Below are 20,666 nucleotides of genomic sequence, written 5' to 3'. Positions count from 1 at the left end.
ACCAAATGACCATTCACAAAGATATCCATGCGTGATCCGTGGTTCCCAATTTCATTGATTTTGATCGCGCTGCTTACAGTGTGGCTTGGCATCGTTGGACCGTTGCCAGACGGTTTTTCCAAGTGGCTGCAAGGCTGGCAAACGTTGATTGCAGCCAGCGTGGCCTTGATTGCCGCCACGATCGCCTATTGGAACACCAACCGATCCATAGAACACTCCGAGACACTCGAGACACGAAGGCGTCAGCAAAAGCAGACGGCTCTTAGGGTGATGCTGCCCCTCGCACTATCCCAAGTCGGCGCATATGCACAACAAACTGCGAAGGCCTTACAAGCCTTGGTCGCGTTATGCGACCACGAGACTCTGCCCTTTAACACCGTTCAAACTGATTTCGTGAAACCGTTGCCATCTGACATCCTCAAGTCGCTTGTCGAATTCATCGAATATTCCGACGATATGAATGTCGATGTCATCGCGTCGACCGTAGCCATGATCCAAATTCACGACTCCCGACTACGCGGGATATTTCAAGACAATCACGATCAGTCGCGATCGAGAGTGATCGTACGAAGTGATCTTGAGCGAAGCATTGTTGACGGTGCAATCATCTACGCAGGCGGCTCGTCCGGCTTCAACTATGCTCGGCGACGACAGGACAGTTGGCCGAACGAATTGACTTGGGACGAAGTTATACGCGCATTGCGAAATATCGGCTTCTTCGACGATGAGCATCCCCGCTTGCACGAAGATGTAGAACGGCGCGCGACACAATCTCGCGGCCCCTTCGAACTGTTGCGAACCCATCGAGAGCACTGAAGAATGTCAAGTCCAGTCGCCTTCATATCGTACTGCTGGAGCTCCCCTAAGCACGAGCAATGGGTGATGGAGCTTGCAACAGAGCTGGTAAACAACGGCATCGAGGTTCGTCTCGACAAATGGGACCTGCGCGAGGGCCAGGACGCGCACGCTTACATGGAATCAATGGTGACCGATCCAAAGGTCACCAAGGTACTGGTTATATGCGACAAGAAATACGCGGATAAAGCTGACAAGCGAGCTGGCGGCGTCGGCACCGAGTCCCAAATCATGTCGGCGGAGATTTACAACAAGACCGAACAAACCAAATTCGTCGCCATCGTACCCGAGGTCGACGAAAACGGGGAACCCTATCTACCGCGCTTCTTTACGTCCCGCGTGTACATCCTAATGACCGAGGCACTGTACGGTTCAAATTTCGAACAGCTTCTCCGATGGCTTTACGACAAGCCGCTCTATGTTAAGCCGGCCATCGGGAAGATGCCGACATTCCTGAAAGAAGATCAACCGATAGATCCGACACGCAGCCGGGCGAAACGAGCCGCCGAAAATGCTTCCACTGAGGCGCTCGTCCAGCCTTCCCTATCCGCGAGTTCGCTCGATAGCTATCTTGGTACGTTGGTCTCCGCGCTTAAGGACTTTTACATCGACCCTTCTTCGCCTGATTTCCCCCAGGCAACGCTCGACAGCATTGAAGATTTTCTACCGTATCGAAATGAGTTTATCGAAGTCTTGATAACTGCCGCTCCGCGAGCCGGATCGGAGACAGCAAGGTCGCTGCAGCGCTTTTTCGAGCAAATCATTCCATTCATGTCACGACCAGAGAGCATCACTCATTATCGGACCTGGGACTGGGACAATTTCAAATTTATCATCCATGAGCTGTTTCTGTATACTATTGGGATCTTGCTCAAATATGAGCGCTTCGACGTCGCAAATGAGCTGATCGAATTGCGTTTCTTTATCCAGAGTAGCGAGCGTCGCGACGATGAGGCGATGCAGCCGTACTCGATCATCTGGAGTCCCCTTGAAGCGCTGCGCCCCAAGGAAGTCGAACTACGTCGTATTTCGTTGAGGGCCGACCTCCTAGAGCAGCGCAGCCATACAAGCGGCATTCCGTTCGCGCAGCTCATGGTGGCTGATTTCATTTTGTTCTTGCGAGCGACGACCTTCACGGGAAACTACGATCATTGGTACCCAGAGACGCTCTTGTACTCGACAATCCGGTTTCGTCCTCCGTTCGAGCTTTTTGCGCGGTCCGAATCCAAGCGCTTCTTTTCAAAGCTCGCGCCTGTGATCGGCGTCAAGGACAAGGCGGAGCTCGAGCAATTGGCGCAGACCTATTCCTTGGACGGAGCCAAAGGCAGATGGCTGCCACGCTGGCAATACAATGCCCTCAATGTAAGTGGGTTGGCCAACCTCGATAAGCTTGAGACTCGACCATAGGCTTACCGCATGCGACCGGTACGGCTTCATCTCGATACATCGGACTACGCGAGGATGTACCGTGCCCCTCCGGGCTCGGCCGTGGAACAAATCCGAGACACCCTGAAGAGCCTTGTCCGAGCTGGACTGGTCGAAATTGGCTTATCTTATCACGTAGTTTTCGAGCTGCTGCAAAAGGCGAGCCCGGAGCATCGGCCCGACCGTCTCGAACGCGCCAACCTGCTTAGCAAGCTTTGCGAGCGGAATGTACTTCCGTATCCCAGTGATATTGGTCAAGGATTTCGCTTCTCGAACGATGGCCTATGGGTCCCTCGCATAGACCTTGAAGAAGTTGAAATCGAAAACGTAGTGCAGCACCTCATGCACGTCGTAACCGTCCATCCGGATTCGAGCCGCCACGAGCGGCGAGTTCACGCAAAGCGAAAATATCTCAATGCATGGGCGCAGAGCAATCCAACAGGAGCCAGTCGGCTTCACGCGCAACTGTGGCCATTCTTGTTTGCGCGTGATTTCGCTATTGATAGGGACCTGGCGCGCTACCTGTCTGGAGACATGACTCGCGAGATCGCCAATGAACGACTTCGCTTTCATATCACTGACCCGGCCTCGGTTTACACGACTTATTTCGATCTCTATGGCCGTGACAATCCAATTGCAGAACGCCGGGACGCGATGGCCCACAAATTTTGCACAATGCTCGAAGAACTACGAGGCATGCTAAGCAATGGAGACGATCTGCGTAGAAGAATAGACGAAGCGCTTGCATTAGAGGGCGAACAGGCGTTATCGCCTGCTGGTCGCACTGAGCTGTCTAAAATCAAGACTGAACTCAGGACGTTTCGTGCGGAGACTCTGTCGCCCGAGGAGTTGTCTCGGCAGGTCCCGACCTGGAAGGACATGCTCGGGGAAGAAGGAGCGCTGATCGCGGCGCAGATTCTCTTCGCCTTCCATCGCGAGGGGCGCCCCATCAAGCGCTCGGATGCAATCGATTTCATTCACGCCTGCTATCTGCCGCATGTCGATCTATGGCGGGGCGACAAGGCCTTCAGCGATCTTCTTATTAAGCATCAAGTGAAGTTCTCCGAGCGTGTCGTGTCATCACTTGAGGAGCTTCCGTCACGAATGGAGGCCGAGGCGGAGCGTTTAGCCCATGCGGCCTGAGTATGCCCAAAATAGCATTCCAGGAGCTACCATCGACCGATCTGCACTGACCGAGCGGTGTAAGACCTGGAAAAGTAGAACGGAATAGGAAAGCCTGGGAGTCGAGGACGTTTCCCAATGATTCCAAGAAAATCGCCGACTGCTTGGTTGTATGCTGGTGCCACACATGCAAACCGCGCAACCAGACCAGCTGACGATGACCGAGCGTGTAGAACACGCGCTGCTAGCCTACGCCTATTTCATTGAACTGGATGGCGGCGTCCAACTGAACAATGAATTTGAGGCGGAATTTCAAGGATTCGGCGCCGAATTATACATGCAGCCCACCCGGGCTGATCCGCCGCACAGTCCGTCAATCGCATACGATTGCATTGCCATTTCGAAACTGTTCAAAAACTTCACGGACTTCGGGGGTAGGCGCAACGCACAAAGTTCGAAACGTGTCCAAGAAGGCCCACCAGACGGGCTTTCCAGTCTTAATTTTATTGAGGTTTTTGGCCTAGAGCTACCACCTACCCACGAGGTGGTGACTACGATGTTCGCGGCGCGTTCTTCAGCCGCGCTCCTTTTCCAACTGCAAAAATGCGAGTTCAGAGTCTCTCGCCACCTCCTCTGACGAGGGCCGCTTCCACTTCTGCGTGGCGCGCACGGCCAGTTTCTTGCGATCAGCGTTCTTGGTGTAGAGCTGCGCCATCTGGTGCCCGCTCCAGCCGAACATGGCATTCAGCTCGGCCTCACTGGCCCCGCTCTCGGCGGCAATGGTCGCCGACGCCTTGCGCAAGCCGTGGGCGCTGTATCCCTTCTCCTTCGACCCCTTCTTAGTCACCGGGATGCCTGCCGCCTCGACCGCCTCACGAAAGAGGTTACCGAGCGACTCTTTGGTGTAGTTGGTGCCGTTATCCTTCCCGATGATCGCCAGACCCGACGAGGGACAAGCCTTGATCGACTTCGTCAGCTCCGGATGGATCGGCACGTAGATCGGCATCTTCCCCTGGCTCTTTTCCGTCACGAGGTGGACGATGCCGTGCCTGATATGCTGCTTGCCGAGTTTCGCGGCATCACCACGCCGCAGGCCGACGTAAAGATAGACATCAAATACCAGCCGCTCCTTGGTACCGACCGGCCAGCGTTTCTCAAATTTCTCGATCAGCTCGATGGGCCAAGGCAGATGGCCGTCGTTGTCCCCGCCGTCGCTCCTGGTGCGCGTGATGCCCTCAGCCGGATTACGGCCGTCGAACAGCTCATTCGCGATCGCCCACCGGTACAATGCACTCACCGCGTTGAGGAAGTGCCTCGCTTGATTGTCGGTTCGGGCCGACATGCCCTCCTCGACCTTCTTGCGGGTGATCGCGGAGAGCGGCAGGTCACCTGCCTGCTCCTCCATTCGTTTGTAGATAGGGCCACGTTGCTTTCTCGTCCCATGGGACAGATTGTGACACCAGTCGCGCGACTCACGATAGAGCTTGATCAGCCAGCTCACGGTGCCCTTGCTATTCTTGGCGACCACTGGCGCGCTTGTGATGGGCGTGCCACGCACCGCAGCGTGGTACGCCTGCATGAAGGCTTCGCTGTAATACGGGGCATTGATGCGTGTACCCCGGCCCCGTTGACGCGAGGACAGCTTGACGTAGTAGACGACCTTGCCGTGCTGGGTGACGCATCGGCGCAAAAACGGAAGTCGGGGCTTGGGCATCTCTCGTCTCGACGTCAGAGTTTGAAATCGCGAACTTTCGGCTTCTCGGCCTCGGGCTTGGTATCGTCTTTGGTAATTGAGATGATCACCCGAATGGTGCCGTCCGGCAGAACCTCGACAGCTTCAGCTCCCTGCTCCTTGGCCGCGCGCGTCGCGCGGGCGATGTCGGCAAGTGTAAATCGGGCAGCCGTCTTACTCATGCTCGGCTCCGCCTGAAGGCTCATTCCCTCATGACTCGTTTGTGCTTCTGCATATCGCTGCGGACAACGCGCAGCTTGTCGAGTCGCGCCTGCAGCTCGCCATCAGTCGCCTCCAGCACCGCATCGACGGCGCGCAGCAGCTCATCGCTGAGATCAGCCGCGACAATCCGCGCGCTGTACTTGGCCAGCGTGGTCTTGAAGTGCTCCAGCAGCTCGCCGAAGTCGCGAAACTTTTCCAGATGTTCGAGGCTGCTCAGGCCGCTGGTGATCACCCGGTTCTGCGGCCAGCCGGTGTCCTTCGCCCTTTGCTCGACCCACCCCGACACGTCAGGCGGCAGGCGGAGCTTGTATTCCCGAGCCATCTGAAACGCGGGAGTGTAGGCGTATCCCTTTGCGGGACTCGATGCCTCGGTGGGACTTGATGCCTTGGGGGGAGCCGATGCCTTCTTTCGGCGGGGTGCCATCGTTAAGCCCTTCGGTTCACTAGGGGATTGAACGGGACATTAACGTCTCATCGATGGGTTGTCTACACCCCATTAATGGGATATTCTGGAAACGTCCCGTTTCGGGCTGTCCGGAAAGCTCCCCATGCGTTTGAGTCGTAAGCTGCGCAAGCTCCACTACTATTCAGTCCCCGCCGCTGGCGCGCTGATCGGATGGAGCCGATCCGAAAGCTACAGGGCCGCTGAACGCAACGACATTCCCACTGAAGAGGACGGCAGCTTTCTCTGGGTCCCGAAGAGAATGTGGGATCAGCGCGTCGCGCAGTTCCTGCGGGGACCGAATGCAAAGCGTCAGTCTCGGCCGCACAAATCGACTCAAGCCGCTGCAGCGGGGCCTAACAACACTGCGTAAACGCAAACGCCGCCCGGTGGGGCGGCGTCGCTATTTTCCCGACCGAGCAAAGAATTCGGACCTGGCAAGGCCACTCCTTTTAGCAGCTCGGTCACCGGCTGAAAAGCCGCGAGGAAGGACCGAGCACATGACCGATCCGCGCGAGGAGAACCGAAGACCTATTTCTTGCTGCACCAGCAGAATGAGGTCCGCGTCAAGATCGAGGACGGCGGCCTGGTGCTCGTGCAGACCGACTGCTACGGCGAAGAGGCCAAGTTCTTCGTCCATTGCACTTACATCGACAACTTCATCGACATCCTGACATGGGCACTGGAGGATTACGCGGCCCAACGCGCGTCGCGTTACACGGCCCCTGCGCCGCCGACTCAGCCTACCGACGCATCCGGAACCGCCGCCGAAGCCGTCCTCCGATCCAACCGCCGCCGAACGCGTGCGCCGTTACAGGGCGCGCAAGGCGGAAGCCGTTACGGAAGCGACCGTAACCGAAAGCACCGAAACCGTAACTGAGGAGGAGGCCAACTAACGAACCGCGTCCGTGCGGTCGGACGTTGGCGCGAAGTGCTCGGTGGACCCGCTTCGCTAACCAACAGCCCGACCAAAATAGCGGCGGTCTTGTCCCGATCTTGCCCCGCCGTCCGGCCTCTCGAAGCCGCACATGAACGATCGCAGCGCGGACGTGGCGCTCTATCCACGCAGCGGACCGGGTCGCTCTAGCCCGGACAAACCAAATCCGGGCAACGCTGTGCCAATTGCGACCCGGTCCTTGAGCGACGGCTAACTGCCGACGGCACCGGGGAAGCCCGGTTCGGTGAAAGCGGCGCGGGAGCCCGGTATGGCTCCTTACCAACAAAAGCGCCGGTGCGCGCCGAAAAAAGCGCACGGAGACGCCGCCCAAAAGGCGGTGCGCCGAAAGGCGAAGGGCAACCGAGTATCCGGCGGCGCAAATGCCGCCCCCCCTCATACCGGGGCGTGATGTGAAGGTTCGGGAAGAAGCTCGTGCTCAAGCTTCAACCTCGGGTCTTCATCTCAAGGGAGAAAGGGCTTGAGGCGTGCGCGCAGAAGAAAATGATGCTCACGCCATGAAAGAGGAGAACGCCAACATGATAATTAGCTGCCGTGTTTCCCTTCTTGACCGCGCGGCCGGGCGTAACGCAGGCTGACCGATGCTCAAGCGCTCGCCATCCAGGAAACCGTCACCGTCAGCGCGCCGTAAGGCCCGCTATCGCCAGCGTCAGCGTGACGGCAAGATGTCGGCACAGATCGAGATCGGCAGCCAAGTTGTTGACCTGTTGGTCCGTACCGGCTGGCTGCCGCCGCACGAAGTTCATGACTGGCACGAGATCAGCGAAGCCATCGAGCGGATGCTCCACGATGCCGCCGCGCATTCGTGAAAGGCCCAGCCGAAAAATACGGGAGGCATACCCATCTGCTGACTCCGCGTCGTGCGATCATGGCCCCGATCAAACGAGGCCCGCCATGAATGCACCGATCCCGCTCAGACTCGACCGCGATGCCGCGCGCGAGCAAAGTACGCTCCCTTGCGCGCGCCTGCCTCGATGTTTGCCGGAAGGTACGCGAACCGCTCGCCAAGGCCAGCTGGCAGGATGATCGGAACGTCCCGTTACTCATCCGCGCCGCGCAGCAGCCGACATCGACGACCGACGCAGCGGCGCTGATGGCCGTCATCATGCACCTCGTCGAAAGCCTCGTGCCTATCAGCGCTGCGGCTCAGGTGATCGCGCGCTCTCTCGGGCTGGCGTTCGATCACGCGACACAGCTTTCTATCCCGGCCGTGTCACTCCCGGCCGCTGGTTGGGTAGGCGAAGGACGGCCGATCCCGGTGCAGCAAGGTGCGACGACCGGCAAGCTGCTCGACCCTCACAAGGTCGCCGTGATCGTCGTGCTGACGAACGAGATGCTTCGTAATACGCGGGCGGAAGCCATCGTGCGTCAGACGTTGAGCGAGACTACCGCTGCTTCGCTCGACGCGCTGCTATTCTCGACCTCGCCGGGCATCCCCGGTCAGCAGCCACCGGGCCTCTTGAACGGCATCCCGCCGCTCACGCCAGCCAACCCCGGCAATCCGCTCGACGCCATGGTCGCCGATCTTCAGCAGCTCGCCAAGGCCCTTGCGCCTGTCTCGGGTAGCGGCACTCCGATGTTGATCGCCGCGCCTGCGCAGGCCGTCAGCCTTGCCATGCTGGCACCGAGAGACATCTGGCCGGTGTTCCCATCGGCGGCTTTGCCGGACAAAACCGTCGTCGGCCTGGTGCCCGAAGCCATCGCCACCGTGGTCGAGCCGCCACGCATCGACGCGAGCGGCGAGATGGCCGCGCACATGGAGTCGTCACCCACCGACGTCGTCGATATTGGTGGCGTGTTCGCCCGCCCGATCATGAGCACGTTTCAGACTGACAGCGTCGGTCTACGCCTCGTCATTCCCGCGACATGGGGCCCGCGTTCGCCAAGTGCCATCACGTGGCTTCAAAGCGTCAATTGGTAGGTGAACGATGGGCCGATACAGCGATCAAGAGCGTGACGAAATTCTCGCCAAAGCGCGTGCTGCAGTTGAGCGAGGACGGTGCGAGACGGATTGGGCGGTGGACGAGCCTGCCGTCTACGAAGACGACGCTGGCAAAAGCAACGCTGGCGTCGTATTCGAGCCGCGCGTCGAGAGCCTCAACGAGCGGCATCGTCGCGAGCTTGCACAGAGGAAGAGCAGTTCGAAGTCGAGCGCCAGCGTGAGCGCGTGAAGCGCGTAAACGCCGAGCGGGAGCACGCCGAGACCGCCGCCAATGCCGCGGCAGCGCAACGCATCGCCGAGATTGAGGCCGAATTGCTTGAGGTGGCCCGCGCGACCGGCACCGTCTGCGAGGCCCTGGAGAACGAGCTGTCGCGCGTTACGAGGGAAAACGCCGAATTGAAGACAAAGCAGGCCAGGTTGGAGACACGGCTCGCGGAGCTGCAGCTCAAGGTCACCGAAACCGCCGCCTCTGATCGGAGCAACAAGATCATCGAACTGCCGCCGCTGCCGCGCGTGAACTGATCAGCATGTCGGCTTTGGGGGAGCGGAAATCTGCGTTGAAGGGAGATAGGAAGCTACCACAGCTCGTGGGAACCTGCAGACGGTGTTATTCGGCCGCTATTGCCACGGGCGCGGCAGGATGGACGAGCTTCGAGTCAAAGTCCTTCTGCGCATCTAATAGCGCTTGCAGCAGGGGTTCGAAGCCCTTGAACTCAATCCCAGCGCGCTCGGGCTTCACGATCTGTGTTGCAAAGTCGACCTTCGTATACCACTTGCTGAGATCCTTCTTTTTGCCAGTTCTATCGAACGCCCTACCGCTAATAGTCTTCGTAAGAAGATGCGGCTCGAAGAGATCTTCGATGGCCGCCGCAGTTCCGGTTTTCGGTATTGGTACCACGTAGAGATTGTCAAACACGTGGTAGAACGGGTCCATCCCACCAACGGGTTTTCCGAGTATCGCAGCCAAGTGCTTGAACAATCCGTTTGATCCCGAGTCGTTGTCGACGACCATGAGAACCGGTTGCGTCGAGCCGTGCTTAAAGGACGAGGCCCTTCCTCTATAAGAGCCCAAGAGTTTGTTCAGCTCGCCGGTCCCCCCGGACAAATCTTGAAATGTCGCTGACGCATCGGTGTAGTAAAAGAAATCGAAGTTAAGTCCCACCTTCGGGTCAGGGTGAATGAACTGCGGGAACTTGGCGCTAAGCGCGCCCATGGCACATCGCAGGTAAATATTGTCCGTCTTGCCTTCGCAAATTATCCGGGGGCGTGCCAGCCCGTAGAACGCTCTGTAGTCCAAGAACTGTCGATACAATTGATAGAAGCTCTTCTGCTCTAACTTCCAATCAGCCGTCCTGAGGCCGCGAATGTGATAGATAAAGCTCATTGCGCCCTCAAGGGCGGCATCTGAAAGCGCTTCGTGGTCGTGCTCAGAGTAGCAATAGCCGTGCTGAAAAAGATGATGGCATTTTGCCCGAGCGATCTTGTAATATTCGTTTCGAACGTTGACCTTTTTATTTACGATCAGCCCTGTGGTATCCTGCCGCGAATTTCGCCTCTGCATTCGCGTCTTGTCATGGTTCAGTTTGAAGCCAGATCGATACACGTATCGAACGAGGCTGTCTCCGGGCACCCAGATGCTTGTGCTGTCTGAAACGAGCCGCGCTATTGAAGACGGAAATTCCTGCTCGTTCGTGGAGAACGTCAGGTCATCAACATAGCGTGTATACGTACAATTGGCGTCGGTGGCGATCCTATTGAGGTGGATGTCCAGCACGTGCGCGATCAAGTTCGAGATAACCGGCGAACACGGGCTACCCTGCGGAAGTTGGTTATTGTGGCAGGCTATCTGGGCGATGACGGTGGCAACAGTGGGTTCGAGCGCGAAGTTTCGATCCTTCGTGAAGAAGCCAAGCACTCTTCCGAAGTTGATTGATGGAAAGAAATCCTTGAGGTCCGCGTTGAAGACGTAACGCTTGTTGCGGTGTGCCGCTGCGTTGGTGATGATGGAATAGCCACGTTTGAAACCGTGCGACAGCCTGCACTGCTTCTTCGATCGTCCATCCTCAAGCTCGACGTGAATGTCCAGAAGACGCTTCGCGAGCTTGGTCTGGATCATCTTCAGGTGCGTCTTCGGGGCCGTGATCGATCGCCGTCCACCGCCTCGTTTGGGAATAGTGAAACTTTCGTACTTCTGATCGTCCGTCAGCCAGTAGAGTACGTAGGACAGCGCGTGAGGTTGGATACCCAGGACGCGCGCCAGTTGCGGGAGCGTCTTAGCGCCCTTTAGCTGAGATAGCTTATTAGTCATGGGAAATCGGCTTGCGGATACTCGTAGGCCAGATGTTCCGTCCGATCATAGCGATCTGCAAGGAGCGCGCATTGCCGCTGGCATTCATATCAACTGTCGCGAAACACAACAGAAAAATCTATCCGCAAGCCGTGGTTGCAGTTGATCAAAACAGCGCTTTAACAGCAAGCCTTGCTAGCACTTATCAACAGGCCCCAGCAAAGTCGGCACGCCCTGCTAACCGTTTTCCTTCACGCCGCGCAGTGTCCCAATTTCAGCATCCCGGAACGGCCCCACATCCACAACGTTGACCTGCCATGATGACGCCGGACGATTTTGCGCGAGTAGCGGTCGATTAGAACAGAGCGGCCGAAGAGGCTTCTGACGCGCATTCTCGCCACCGGCTTCCGATGCTGGCGGACAGTTACATGACGTAATCACTTTGGTCTTGGACTGATCCGGCAAGGCGAATGGCAGCTGTTGACCCAACCGGAGCTGCGGCGGTGCCCGCTTTTGTGGCCGTTGAAGGCACAGCGGACATCGTTCAAAGGGCCGGGGGGACTTCCGAAAAGGAGAGCCCCCTGCGCATCGGAGCGCGGCGGCGCTCCAACGTTCGCGCCCGCACAACGGCGAAATCCCTTGAAATAAAATTTCTCCGGCACCAAGTCGCTCGTCAACGGCCACGAACCCGGACAGGTCGGTAGCGCGTCCAAATGACAGGCACCGGCCCGCCCATTGTCCATTGATCGAGATATCGCCGCACTGGTATCGGAAAAGAGCCGCCGCTCCTTTGCCGCGCTACGCTGGTGAAGCGCGCCATAGGCGACGACGGCAAACCCTCTTCAGCCTTTGAGCGTTCCGTCTATGGTGCGTCGCAAGGCTAGGTGCCGAGGGTAGAGTTGATGCGCTGAAAGAGGCTTTCAAATCGCGTCAGCGTCTCTGGCGCAAGCGTCGGCAGGATACTCGGATAATTCTTGAGCAGCGCCGTCGCGGGAAGGCCATGGTCATATCGATCAACTTTTATAAGGCGCGCGAGCCTGTTGACGATCGAGTCTTTCCCGACCAGATCGGAAACCTTAAAGGACTTCGCGAACGCCTCGTTGAAGAGCCTCAGGTATTCTTCCGGCGCGAATAGGTCCTCCACGTCGCCGACCTTAGCCCCGATGATCTCTCCGATCGTGATCAATCGTGTACCCTTCAACAATCCCAGCTGGGTCAGGTGTTGAAGGCGCTGGTTCCCCTCTTTGCGGGAGTCGATCAGCACCGTTAGTTCGAGGTGATTTCCCAGCAAGGCTACAAAAGACGGGATGAGGTCAGCGCCTCCGACTGGGATAATAGACCATTTCGGGTCCAACCCAGTTCGCCCCATGCTCGCTAGATGTGTCGACAGGAGATTTAGGTAGGTGAAATCAGACGTGCCTTCGACAATGAGGTTATGCGGAGCAATGAAGAGATGCTGGACCATGTCGTAGCCCAGAGCTCCCTGCAGCGGAAATAGTGTGTCGCGATCCGTGGACAGAACATTAGAAGTGATCTGGGAGCCGACTTGGCGGCCGCCATCTTGGACCAGCCTCACGCGCTCCAACTTGCCGGGTTGCACCATGAACGGCGAATGGGTCGTGTAGATGACAGGGCATCGCTTGCTCAAACGTTCGTCAATGAACCGCAGAAAATCTGCCTGCGCGCGGGCGTGTAGACCTAGGCCGGGCTCATCGAGGAGAATGACGACAGGCGTATCATTGTTCTCATACTCGGAAAATGCAGCGAGGAAGGAGAAGAACCAGCGAAAACCAGTCGAACGTTCATCGAATGACAACGAAAGCAGATGACGATTGTCGTATAGTCGGATTTTCAGCTCGTCCAAGACCTGCTGTTGGCCATTAGCGGCCTGCTCTTGCTTCAAAGTCATATCGACTTCTGTGCGAAGCTCGGGGTTAGTGCTCCAGAACGTGAGGACTTGGTGCGTTATCGCGTTTGCGATGTTTTCAAGCTCTCGCTTTCGCGTCTCGTAATCCGGGTTCAGCAAGTATTCATTGTCCGCCCCGCCGAGTTCGAGCAGAGCGCGCGCGGTCAATTCCCCCGAGTTCAAGTCCTTCTTATTCTTGGCCAGCAACTGGCGGATTTTTACGGACGCGGGGAGCTGGCTGTAGTCATCGAAGTAAAAGAATTGAGGTAACCGGGGCAGAAGAAGGTCCCAGGGCCTCTCGTCGATCGATGCGCGTTCTCCAAGAGCCTTGGTCCGGGCCTCGGTTAGATCGCGGGCCAATGTGCGATCTGCCGCCGTCTTAGCCTCATCAGCGTGTGTGCTGTTGCCGAGCGTTTCGATGAGCTTATTGAGATCATCAATGCTAGTCGGGGTTGGGCCTCCAGTAAGCAGCCCGCTCGCGATATGAGCGACGATGGTAGGTTCGTTTATCTCGACGTTCCATCGAAACTCATTGCCGTAAGTTCGCGAAATAGAGATTGTCTTGTTTTTGAGGGCACCGCGACCGAGCGCTTCCTCAACCAGTTCGAGGTCTGGCTTTTCAAGCTCGAAGGTGCACGCTACTGGGCAGTGCTCGTCTAGATTTTTCCGCCGCCGATGCTGCTTCTCAAGCCAGGCAGGGTATTGGCGCTGAGCGTTGAACATCACGTTGGGTTGGGCGGGATTAAACCGATGGAGTGCCTGCAAGAACGCAGTTTTCCCCGACTCGTTTTTACCAACCACGCAGGTTACGTCTGGCTGGATTGCCACGTCCCCCGATTTTAGAATGTTTTTGAAATGATCGACTTCGACGCTCACCAGTTTCACGGCTGGTCCCCCGATTTGCCCGTTTTCCTCGTCTCGTGGAAGGCGTTCTACCATGGGTTACTTCAACGAGAGCAAAGCCAAACCTCTCTATCCCCACGATTTCCCCAAGCCCCTCAGCCCAGCCTGACCAGAAGGTCATACCGTGTCCTGCCCGGGCGATTTTCTGGACCCGGCCGCTACCAGACGCGGGCCAGCTTGTCGACGGACCAGCGACCAAACAGCCCGTTTCAGTAAGCTTCAACTTTCCCCAAGCGGATCGGACCGGTATACGGGTTCGGGGGTGCTTGATGTCCGATCTGAATGATGCTGTTGCGAATACGACCGGTGAGCACGGGGTGGCGCTCCGGTGGTTCCGAGACCATACCGGTCAAACTGTTACCTGGTCGGATATCCAGGCTCACGCCGACCAAGGCGCGCGGCTAGTGAACCAGGCGAAGGGCATCTATAAACCCCACTACACGGAATACGCGCTCAGCGTGCGCCAGACCTTAGAGAGTCCTTATGCCGACAAAGAGGTGCAGCGGCGTCCAGACGGCAGTTGGGTCTATCCTTATTTCCAGGAGAACCGGGACCCAGCGCAGCGCGACAGGGAGGCCACCAATCGTGGCTTAGTCAAATGCATGGACGATGGCGTTCCCATCGGCGTGCTCTTGCAGACGAAGCCAAAGCCTGGCGTGGAATACGAAGTTCTCGGTCCTACTACGGTCTCGGAGTGGAAGGATGGCTACTTCATCCTGGAGGGCTTCTCTACAGAAGGAACCATCCACCAGGCTGACGCAGCTCACGACCGTGCCACAGCGGAAACCTCTCCTATCGTTCGGGACTTTGATCAGTTGGGCGCGGCCGATCAGCGTCAAAAAGCAATAGCCGAGGTCGTCCGCAGGCGAGGACAAGCAAAGTTCCGCAAGGCCCTGCTGGAGGCTTACCGAGGCACGTGTGCGATCACGGGCTGTGACGCTGTTGAAGCGTTAGAGGCCGCTCATATTGCCCATATCGCGGGGATCACAGTGACCATGTGCAGAATGGTTTGCTTTTGCGAGCAGACATACATTCGCTTTTTGATCTGGGTCTGATGTCGGTCGATCCCGCGACGATGACGGTCGTTATTGCAGCGGGTCTGGTTGGTACGACGTATGGAGCGCTTGCGGGAGCTGCCCTTTCACTGCCCCTTGATGCGAGAAAACGGCCGTCACTTGACGCACTGGCAAAACACTTCGAGTGGTCTGATATCAACGCAAACGCTGCAGCTCGTAGAGTTGCCGATCCTTCACAGCCCACGTAAACGCGCAGTGCTTTGCGCCTCAAGGATGCTCCGTGGCCGCGCACTAACTTCGAGATGGTGGTGACTGCGCGTTAAAAAGCTTAATGGCTTCAAAGCGGCTTTTTGGTCACCACCTTTTTGCAAGCTATTGAAGTTGCGAGCTTGTACATAAACTGCCGGGCCCACCAAGAATATTAGTATGTATGTATGTATCATCTTATTTGGTCTTTGTTGCTCTCGGCGCGACGACCGGACCAGAGACCGCACCAGATACGTCCACTTTTCGTTCGTGCGCGAGTTAAGGCATCGGGCAAGCTCGCGTGCTGATCAGTGGATACGACAGTGCATCCACGATCCTTGCCTTTCCGGCCAGCGGAGAAGGGCTGACGGGAGGCAGGCGCTTCCATGCCGGCTTCTTGCTCCGGGCATGAAAGCGGGCGTCACGCTTGGAACGGCTAGCGAACGTAGGTATTGGTGATTGCGCCTCCCGCTACTCTCGAAGGCCGGCTCGAGGCTACTCACTCCGTGGGGAGCCACGATCCTGGGGGCTTCAGCCGCAGTTGCCTGAGTCGCTGAACGACCGCGTTTTCGCTTCTCTCGAGCAGGATAGAGATCCGCTTGAAGCTTTCGCGTTTTGAAGCGAGATCGAGAAGGCGCTGGTCTTCTTCTTTGCTCCATCGCCGAGACCTGTTTCTAAGCATTCTACACTCAACGGACTAGTTCTGTGCCGAGCCGGGGCCGGTCTAGTCACCGACGAGTGCCAAGAAAGTTCACACGCCTTGCGTCATTCGAACGTTCTTGGCCATTTTGATCTCGGCTAACCGGTGCGGGTCTTTAGCACTGCAACAATGGCGATAATGAGCGTAGATAAAAGTTATCTGCCGTCTTTCTGCTCGACGAGCTTGCCTATATCCGTCCGTGCAAACTCATCTCCACTAATTAACACGCCGAGGCGGCTCAGGCGGTCTCACTTCATATGGCGGCGCTGGCAGCGCACCACGGCCAACTTCCTGGGGCAGGTCACCAAGGCGGTCATCGAGGCCATGCGCGAATGGGCATCGGAAGACGCCGCCGCGCAATTGGCGGACTTGAAGAAGCCCGCGATGGCCTAGGCCGCCGAGCGGCGGACAAGGGCAGGCTGCCGCAGGTGCTGCGGTTGAAAATTTGAGTATATCTCATTACGCTCGCGATGAGCGTAAAGCATCATTTAGTATCAGTCACAATGACACGACCCGCTTAGGGAGCACGGATGTGAAACGACCGACCATCGCAGATCTGGCGAAGGCTGCCGGGGTGTCCGTCGCCACGGTCAATAGGACTTTGGCGGGGTCTGCCTCGGTACGGACTTGGTGCGATCGATGATAGGATACGCAAGTCGGCGCCCAAATATCGCTTTGGCTTTCTGCTACAGCAGTCTCATCGGGAACTTTACCAGCTCTTTAGCCGAAAGATCGTCGCAGCTTGCCGAGGTCGCCGCGATGAGGTCGTCGAACCGCTCGTCGAGTTCGTGGATCTTCTCACTCCCGACAACATCGCGGATCGGCTCCAAATGCTCTCGGTTGAGTGCGATGCTGTCGCCGTGATCGCGGCCGATCATCCGATCATCGGTCAAACTATCCGATCGCTGCGTGAAGGAGGGAAGCCGGTCGTCTGTTACATCACCGATCAGTCCGCATCGGATAGGGCGGCCTATGTGGGCGCTGACAACTGGAAACTCGGACGTACAGCAGCGTTCCTCATTGCCCGGATGACACAGGGCAGCGGGCGCATTGCCGTTTTCATCGGCAATCACCGCCACCAGTGCCAGGAGGTCGCTGACGCGAGTTTCCGGTCCTATATGCGGGAGCAGGCGCCTGGGCCGGCCATCGAGGAAAGCCGACCGACACACGAAGAGCCGAACGAAGCATACCAGCTTGTCAAAGAACTGCTGCAAGCAACGGACGACCTGGTTGGCATCCTGATCGTCGGGGGTGGGATTTCGGGGGTGCTTAGAGCGATCAGGGAAGCGCCGGAAGACAGACGAAGGGGCATCAAGATCATCTGCAGTGACATCGGACCGGAGACGCGAAAGGGCCTCTCTGAAGGACTAATCACGGCCGCGCTCTGCCACCCGCTCGAGGCAACCTCGGACCTGCTCGTCCAGACGATGATCGACGTCACAAAACAGGTCACCCCGACCGCCACGCTTCAGCGGACCATCCCGTTCGAGATCGTGACGCCTGAGAATGTTTGAAACAAGGCCAATCAGCCCCGACGAGCTGGGCATCCATCCGCCATCAATGTTCAAGCGAAGTATTCGGGGCCAATGGCTGCAGTTACATTCGATAAGCAAGCCCGAGAGGGCTTGCATTCTCAAAATCCAAAACCAAGCTGTCGCGACTGAGTGGAATTGAGTTTTACTCCTTCAATCAACTGTCGAAGATCCTCCCTTGCCTTAACTGATCTGAAGAGGCGATAGGCGGCAACACGATCGGCATCTTCGTAGTATCGCCCGACCAGTTGCATCGCCTCCTCAATCAGCGGCGCGCACGCATCATGGTTGGACAGATCCGACTGCCGCTTTCTTACCATCAGACCGACGCAATAGAGTACGTGGAACGACCCTTCGACAAGCCAATGCTCCGTACTGGCGGCCGACAATCCAGACGCGCGCATCGTCAACATGGCGCGATGCTTCTCTTGCTCAATTGCAAGGAATATGTTGTGCGCCGAAACCAATAGCTCGGGGGTGACCAGGTTTGGGTCAAAGACATCCTCAAACGCTTCGCCGAACATCGAAGAGGTGTCAGTCTTGGCCTTTTCTGGCAGGCCTTTAAGATATGCCAGGATCAGCTGCGCTCCTTTGAGCGCATCAATCGTCTTCTCAGGTGGACGTAGCGAGGTCTCGCCGCGCTTTCTTACGTAGGAGTAGCCAAGACGCTCCAGACCCGCCCCCAGCTTCTTGGCGATCGAGCTGTTTGCCCGCAGGTCTCTGGCGCCAATACGCGACTGGCTATTCGTCGCGATAGAGATTTCTTCAATAAGATCAGGATCGGAAGTTTCGATCACACGTATTGCAACCGTAAGGTCAGCAGCACTCGATGGTTTACCGCAAACAGCGAAGATCGTTTCAGCGGTTTGCCGACCATTGACGATCTGGGGACGATGAAGCGTGACGGGGAAGCCGCCCGACTGATACAGGTATTTCTCGCAAACGATCGTGATGCCATTGTTCAAGAAGAAGAAGCGATGATTGTCGGGGCCGCGGAGTGTGTCAGCAATCTCCCGGTTGACAGGATTTTGTATTCCCAGATGGCCGCGTACGTTGGCGTGAAAGAGGTTCTCGTCGACAAAACTCGTCTGCGGATCGCGAAGAAAATCACAAAGGTCGGAGAGCCTGACCGTCCCGACCAGAGCGCGAGTTGTTATCTGAGAGTTGACGGCAGGCTTGGTGTGCTCGAACTGCTCACCGCCGACGAACTTGAGAACCTTCAGTGTAGGAGGTGACCAGTTCTTCGAGACTTCATCTGACAGCCGGCTCAGGGAGTGCTCGAATGCAAGCGCCCTGAATTCTACGAGACCCTCTCGGAGAGATCGAAAGTCTCGCTCAATCAGATTGCTCTGATTCGAGCAGATGTGGACGCAGATGACAAAGACCCGACCGCTGTCCATTGCATCCCAAGCTTCGGTAAGCTTGGATCTCAGAAGCGGGTTGCAGCGAAGTGGAAGGCTGTCAGATTTGCGAACGAGATCCCTCACAAAGCAAATGAGCTTCGAGACCTCTACGCCGGGAAAGTTCTTGTTGGCCTTGTCAAAGGTTTCGACCGTTTTCGTGGAGACGAGATGAATCTTGTTATCATTGTAGTCGAGTACGAAGCAGTCGATTCCGCAATCGTCTCCGCCATCGGTGATATATTGATCCGCCTCGAGGACCGAGACTCCGAACAGTCGACTCAAGATCAGCCGTTGGAACTTGATGGTTCGAGGCTCGTCCAGTTCTCCGGTTGCGCAGAGCGCTTGTTCTACGGTTGCCCAATCCAGGCGACTGGGCGAGCGCGAACCACCAGAGATCAGTTTCAGACTTGGACGACTCATAAGCCTCCTAGCCGACAATCCACAGACAGGAAGCGGATGTCGCCATTGGTTTGTTGCGTATTACTGCATTGTTCAGCCCCGAATCAGCAGTCCACAGCGTATCGGAACAAAATCACGGCCGCGTAGCTTATCGCGAGTTATCCGCGCGAATATCTGCGTGTTCCCGATATGTTTCCCTCGGGGAGAATGATGCTCGCTTAAATTCCGCAGAGCGCTTGCGCTTTGGGTGCTGGCGAACATGGACGATCGATTGCTGATCTGCCCATGCTGGCGGATATTCCGCAAGGCATCCTCGCAAAGGAGCATCCGCTCCTCGTATTCAAGGATCCATCCGACAGCGATGACAATCATGCTGCTGATGCGCATGATCTCGTTATGTCATGAGGCGCGGCAGGGCGCATGATTTCCGAAAAGCTCCTGCAGATGCAGCTTTGCGACGAGCTCAGCGCCGTGGAGGAGACATCTTGCAAGTGGTCGACAGGAGAATTGAAACAGATTAGTCGAGCGGAATCGTTGAGCAGTGAAGAAAAGGGCGGCCTTTCGGCCGCCCGTCATCTGTTCATGGATGCCCGGTTCAAACCCGTGCAGGGCAATCGTCGCAACAAACTACGAGTCGATCAGTGTGCTGCGACCTTGTCGGGAGTTGTTTGGGACTGCGATACAGACTGCTCCCCAAGCAAACACATGCAAAGCTGGGGAAGCGTCACTCTGTACTCATTGGCGAATACCAGTAATCGGGCCCTCAACTCGCGGGGCATTCTAACCACCCAGTCATGCTTCTCCGAGCCAGCCGGCGGTTTCGCGCCCACAATTACCTTGCGAACTTCGACTGACGGCATTGCGAACGCCCTCTCGTTCAGGCGCGGAAATTCTCGCCCGATCAAATCGACGCAAAACGCGTTCAGGCTAAGAGCGTGCTCTTTGGCCCGACTCGTGACGTCACCATGTAAGGAAGCTGTCGTACTCAATCCCACCTGCACGACGGGCGCAGGCGGCTCCTCCTTGGCGACGGCTGTTGGCGCATCACCTCGTTGACCGATCGATCCGATGAACGACTTGGCTTTTGGAGCCGAGAGCCCTCTTACAACCTCATGCGCGTGAACTTGGAAGTCCGCGTATGCCCCGTCCGGAAACTCGCCAACACCTCTTGGAACCAGACCAGGCGCAATCGAATAGTAAAAAATGTGCGTTCCAGATTTTGGATCAAACGAGTAATTCACGTGCTTTAGAAGCAATTCCAAAAGCGATTCGTGAACCTTCGTTGGGAGTGGTTGCAAACGGGCCTCGGGCCCTTTTGTCTCCTTTTGCAACCGTGGTTTCATCTGACAAATCCCGACATTTTGGGTGCCCCGCTCTCGTAACTATACTATCAACTTCTAGCAGAGAATCGCAGCACAATCAACAATTGCCGATTCCCAACTCGGCCCTTTTATTTTCGTTCCGGCGATCGACGCCAGTTTTTCAAATACCAAATAAATTACTGAAATAGCTCAAGAAAATTACACTAGACAAGACACAACCAACCTCCCCCTTGACTCGCTCGGCATTAACCACATAT

General features: G+C 56.9%; 18 protein-coding genes and 1 pseudogene. 11 read left to right on the top strand and 8 right to left on the bottom strand.

Going from position 1 to position 20,666, the window contains the following annotated elements:
- The first annotated feature begins 27 nt into the window (after window positions 1-27).
- The 4 genes from KUF59_RS05280 (at window position 28) to KUF59_RS05265 (ending at window position 4,039) form a co-directional block, all read left to right on the top strand.
- On the top strand, window positions 28-816 hold the full coding sequence (locus tag KUF59_RS05280) for a hypothetical protein (protein WP_258768523.1): 789 nt from the start codon (window positions 28-30) through the stop codon (window positions 814-816).
- A 66-nt stretch (window positions 817-882) separates the two neighbouring features.
- A complete protein-coding gene (locus tag KUF59_RS05275) occupies window positions 883-2,262 on the top strand; it encodes an SEFIR domain-containing protein (protein ID WP_258769941.1) in 1,380 nt (459 codons plus the stop codon).
- Between the two features lie 54 nt (window positions 2,263-2,316).
- Window positions 2,317-3,423, top strand: a complete 1,107-nt coding sequence (locus KUF59_RS05270; protein ID WP_258768521.1) for a hypothetical protein — start codon at window positions 2,317-2,319, stop codon at window positions 3,421-3,423.
- Between the two features lie 166 nt (window positions 3,424-3,589).
- Window positions 3,590-4,039 (top strand): hypothetical protein, encoded by a 450-nt coding sequence (locus KUF59_RS05265; RefSeq protein ID WP_258768519.1) that lies wholly within the window; start codon window positions 3,590-3,592, stop codon window positions 4,037-4,039.
- Here KUF59_RS05265 and KUF59_RS05260 read toward each other — a convergent pair.
- The 3 genes from KUF59_RS05260 to KUF59_RS05250 are packed head-to-tail and all read right to left on the bottom strand — an operon-like array spanning window position 3,977 to window position 5,642.
- Entirely contained in the window at window positions 3,977-5,116 is a 1,140-nt protein-coding gene (locus KUF59_RS05260; RefSeq protein WP_258768518.1) for a tyrosine-type recombinase/integrase, read from the bottom strand. The two genes, KUF59_RS05265 and KUF59_RS05260, sit on opposite strands and share 63 nt — an antisense overlap.
- 14 nt (window positions 5,117-5,130) lie before the next feature.
- Window positions 5,131-5,340: a hypothetical protein gene (locus KUF59_RS05255; RefSeq protein ID WP_258768516.1), complete on the bottom strand. Its 210-nt coding sequence runs from the start codon at window positions 5,338-5,340 to the stop codon at window positions 5,131-5,133.
- Window positions 5,337-5,642: a hypothetical protein gene (locus tag KUF59_RS05250; RefSeq protein ID WP_258768515.1), complete on the bottom strand. Its 306-nt coding sequence runs from the start codon at window positions 5,640-5,642 to the stop codon at window positions 5,337-5,339. The genes KUF59_RS05255 and KUF59_RS05250 overlap by 4 nt, the downstream gene beginning before the upstream one ends.
- Before the next feature lie 694 nt (window positions 5,643-6,336).
- Here KUF59_RS05250 and KUF59_RS05245 point away from each other — a divergent pair.
- From KUF59_RS05245 to KUF59_RS05230, 4 genes are all read left to right on the top strand, one after another.
- Window positions 6,337-6,678, top strand: coding sequence for a hypothetical protein (locus KUF59_RS05245; RefSeq protein WP_258768514.1), 342 nt, complete (start codon window positions 6,337-6,339; stop codon window positions 6,676-6,678).
- Between the two features lie 656 nt (window positions 6,679-7,334).
- On the top strand, window positions 7,335-7,562 hold the full coding sequence (locus KUF59_RS05240; protein ID WP_258768512.1) for a hypothetical protein: 228 nt from the start codon (window positions 7,335-7,337) through the stop codon (window positions 7,560-7,562).
- Between the two features lie 119 nt (window positions 7,563-7,681).
- On the top strand, window positions 7,682-8,674 hold the full coding sequence (locus KUF59_RS05235) for a phage major capsid protein (RefSeq protein ID WP_258768510.1): 993 nt from the start codon (window positions 7,682-7,684) through the stop codon (window positions 8,672-8,674).
- A gap of 90 nt (window positions 8,675-8,764) precedes the next feature.
- On the top strand, window positions 8,765-9,217 hold the full coding sequence (locus KUF59_RS05230; RefSeq protein ID WP_258768505.1) for a hypothetical protein: 453 nt from the start codon (window positions 8,765-8,767) through the stop codon (window positions 9,215-9,217).
- A gap of 85 nt (window positions 9,218-9,302) precedes the next feature.
- On the opposite strand, the gene KUF59_RS05225 is transcribed toward KUF59_RS05230, so the two are convergent.
- Window positions 9,303-11,003, bottom strand: coding sequence for a retron Ec67 family RNA-directed DNA polymerase/endonuclease (locus KUF59_RS05225; RefSeq protein ID WP_258768504.1), 1,701 nt, complete (start codon window positions 11,001-11,003; stop codon window positions 9,303-9,305).
- Window positions 11,004-11,862: 859 nt separating this feature from the next.
- Window positions 11,863-13,773, bottom strand: a complete 1,911-nt coding sequence (locus tag KUF59_RS05220) for an AAA family ATPase (RefSeq protein ID WP_258768500.1) — start codon at window positions 13,771-13,773, stop codon at window positions 11,863-11,865.
- Between the two features lie 287 nt (window positions 13,774-14,060).
- On the opposite strand from KUF59_RS05220, the gene KUF59_RS05215 reads away from it, so the two are divergent.
- On the top strand, window positions 14,061-14,846 hold the full coding sequence (locus KUF59_RS05215; protein WP_258768498.1) for an HNH endonuclease: 786 nt from the start codon (window positions 14,061-14,063) through the stop codon (window positions 14,844-14,846).
- Entirely contained in the window at window positions 14,789-15,055 is a 267-nt protein-coding gene (locus tag KUF59_RS44185; RefSeq protein ID WP_408918061.1) for an HNH endonuclease, read from the top strand. Before KUF59_RS05215 ends, KUF59_RS44185 begins: the two co-directional genes overlap by 58 nt.
- Window positions 15,056-15,552: 497 nt before the next feature.
- On the opposite strand, the gene KUF59_RS44180 is transcribed toward KUF59_RS44185, so the two are convergent.
- The gene (locus tag KUF59_RS44180) at window positions 15,553-15,735 is read right to left on the bottom strand and encodes a Myb-like DNA-binding domain-containing protein (RefSeq protein ID WP_408918060.1); all 183 of its coding nucleotides are present in this window, start codon (window positions 15,733-15,735) and stop codon (window positions 15,553-15,555) included.
- A gap of 550 nt (window positions 15,736-16,285) precedes the next feature.
- Between KUF59_RS44180 and KUF59_RS05210 the strand changes: the two are divergent.
- Window positions 16,286-17,267, top strand: a pseudogene (locus KUF59_RS05210) (substrate-binding domain-containing protein).
- A gap of 119 nt (window positions 17,268-17,386) precedes the next feature.
- Here the strand turns inward: KUF59_RS05210 and KUF59_RS05205 are convergent.
- Window positions 17,387-19,108, bottom strand: a complete 1,722-nt coding sequence (locus KUF59_RS05205) for an AIPR family protein (RefSeq protein ID WP_258768497.1) — start codon at window positions 19,106-19,108, stop codon at window positions 17,387-17,389.
- A gap of 617 nt (window positions 19,109-19,725) precedes the next feature.
- Window positions 19,726-20,430, bottom strand: a complete 705-nt coding sequence (locus tag KUF59_RS05200) for a hypothetical protein (RefSeq protein ID WP_258768495.1) — start codon at window positions 20,428-20,430, stop codon at window positions 19,726-19,728.
- Window positions 20,431-20,666 lie beyond the last annotated feature (236 nt).

The sequence above is a fragment of the Bradyrhizobium arachidis genome, from assembly GCF_024758505.1.
Lineage (GTDB): Bacteria > Pseudomonadota > Alphaproteobacteria > Rhizobiales > Xanthobacteraceae > Bradyrhizobium > Bradyrhizobium manausense_C.
This window is presented reverse-complemented; position numbering and strand designations above follow the sequence as displayed.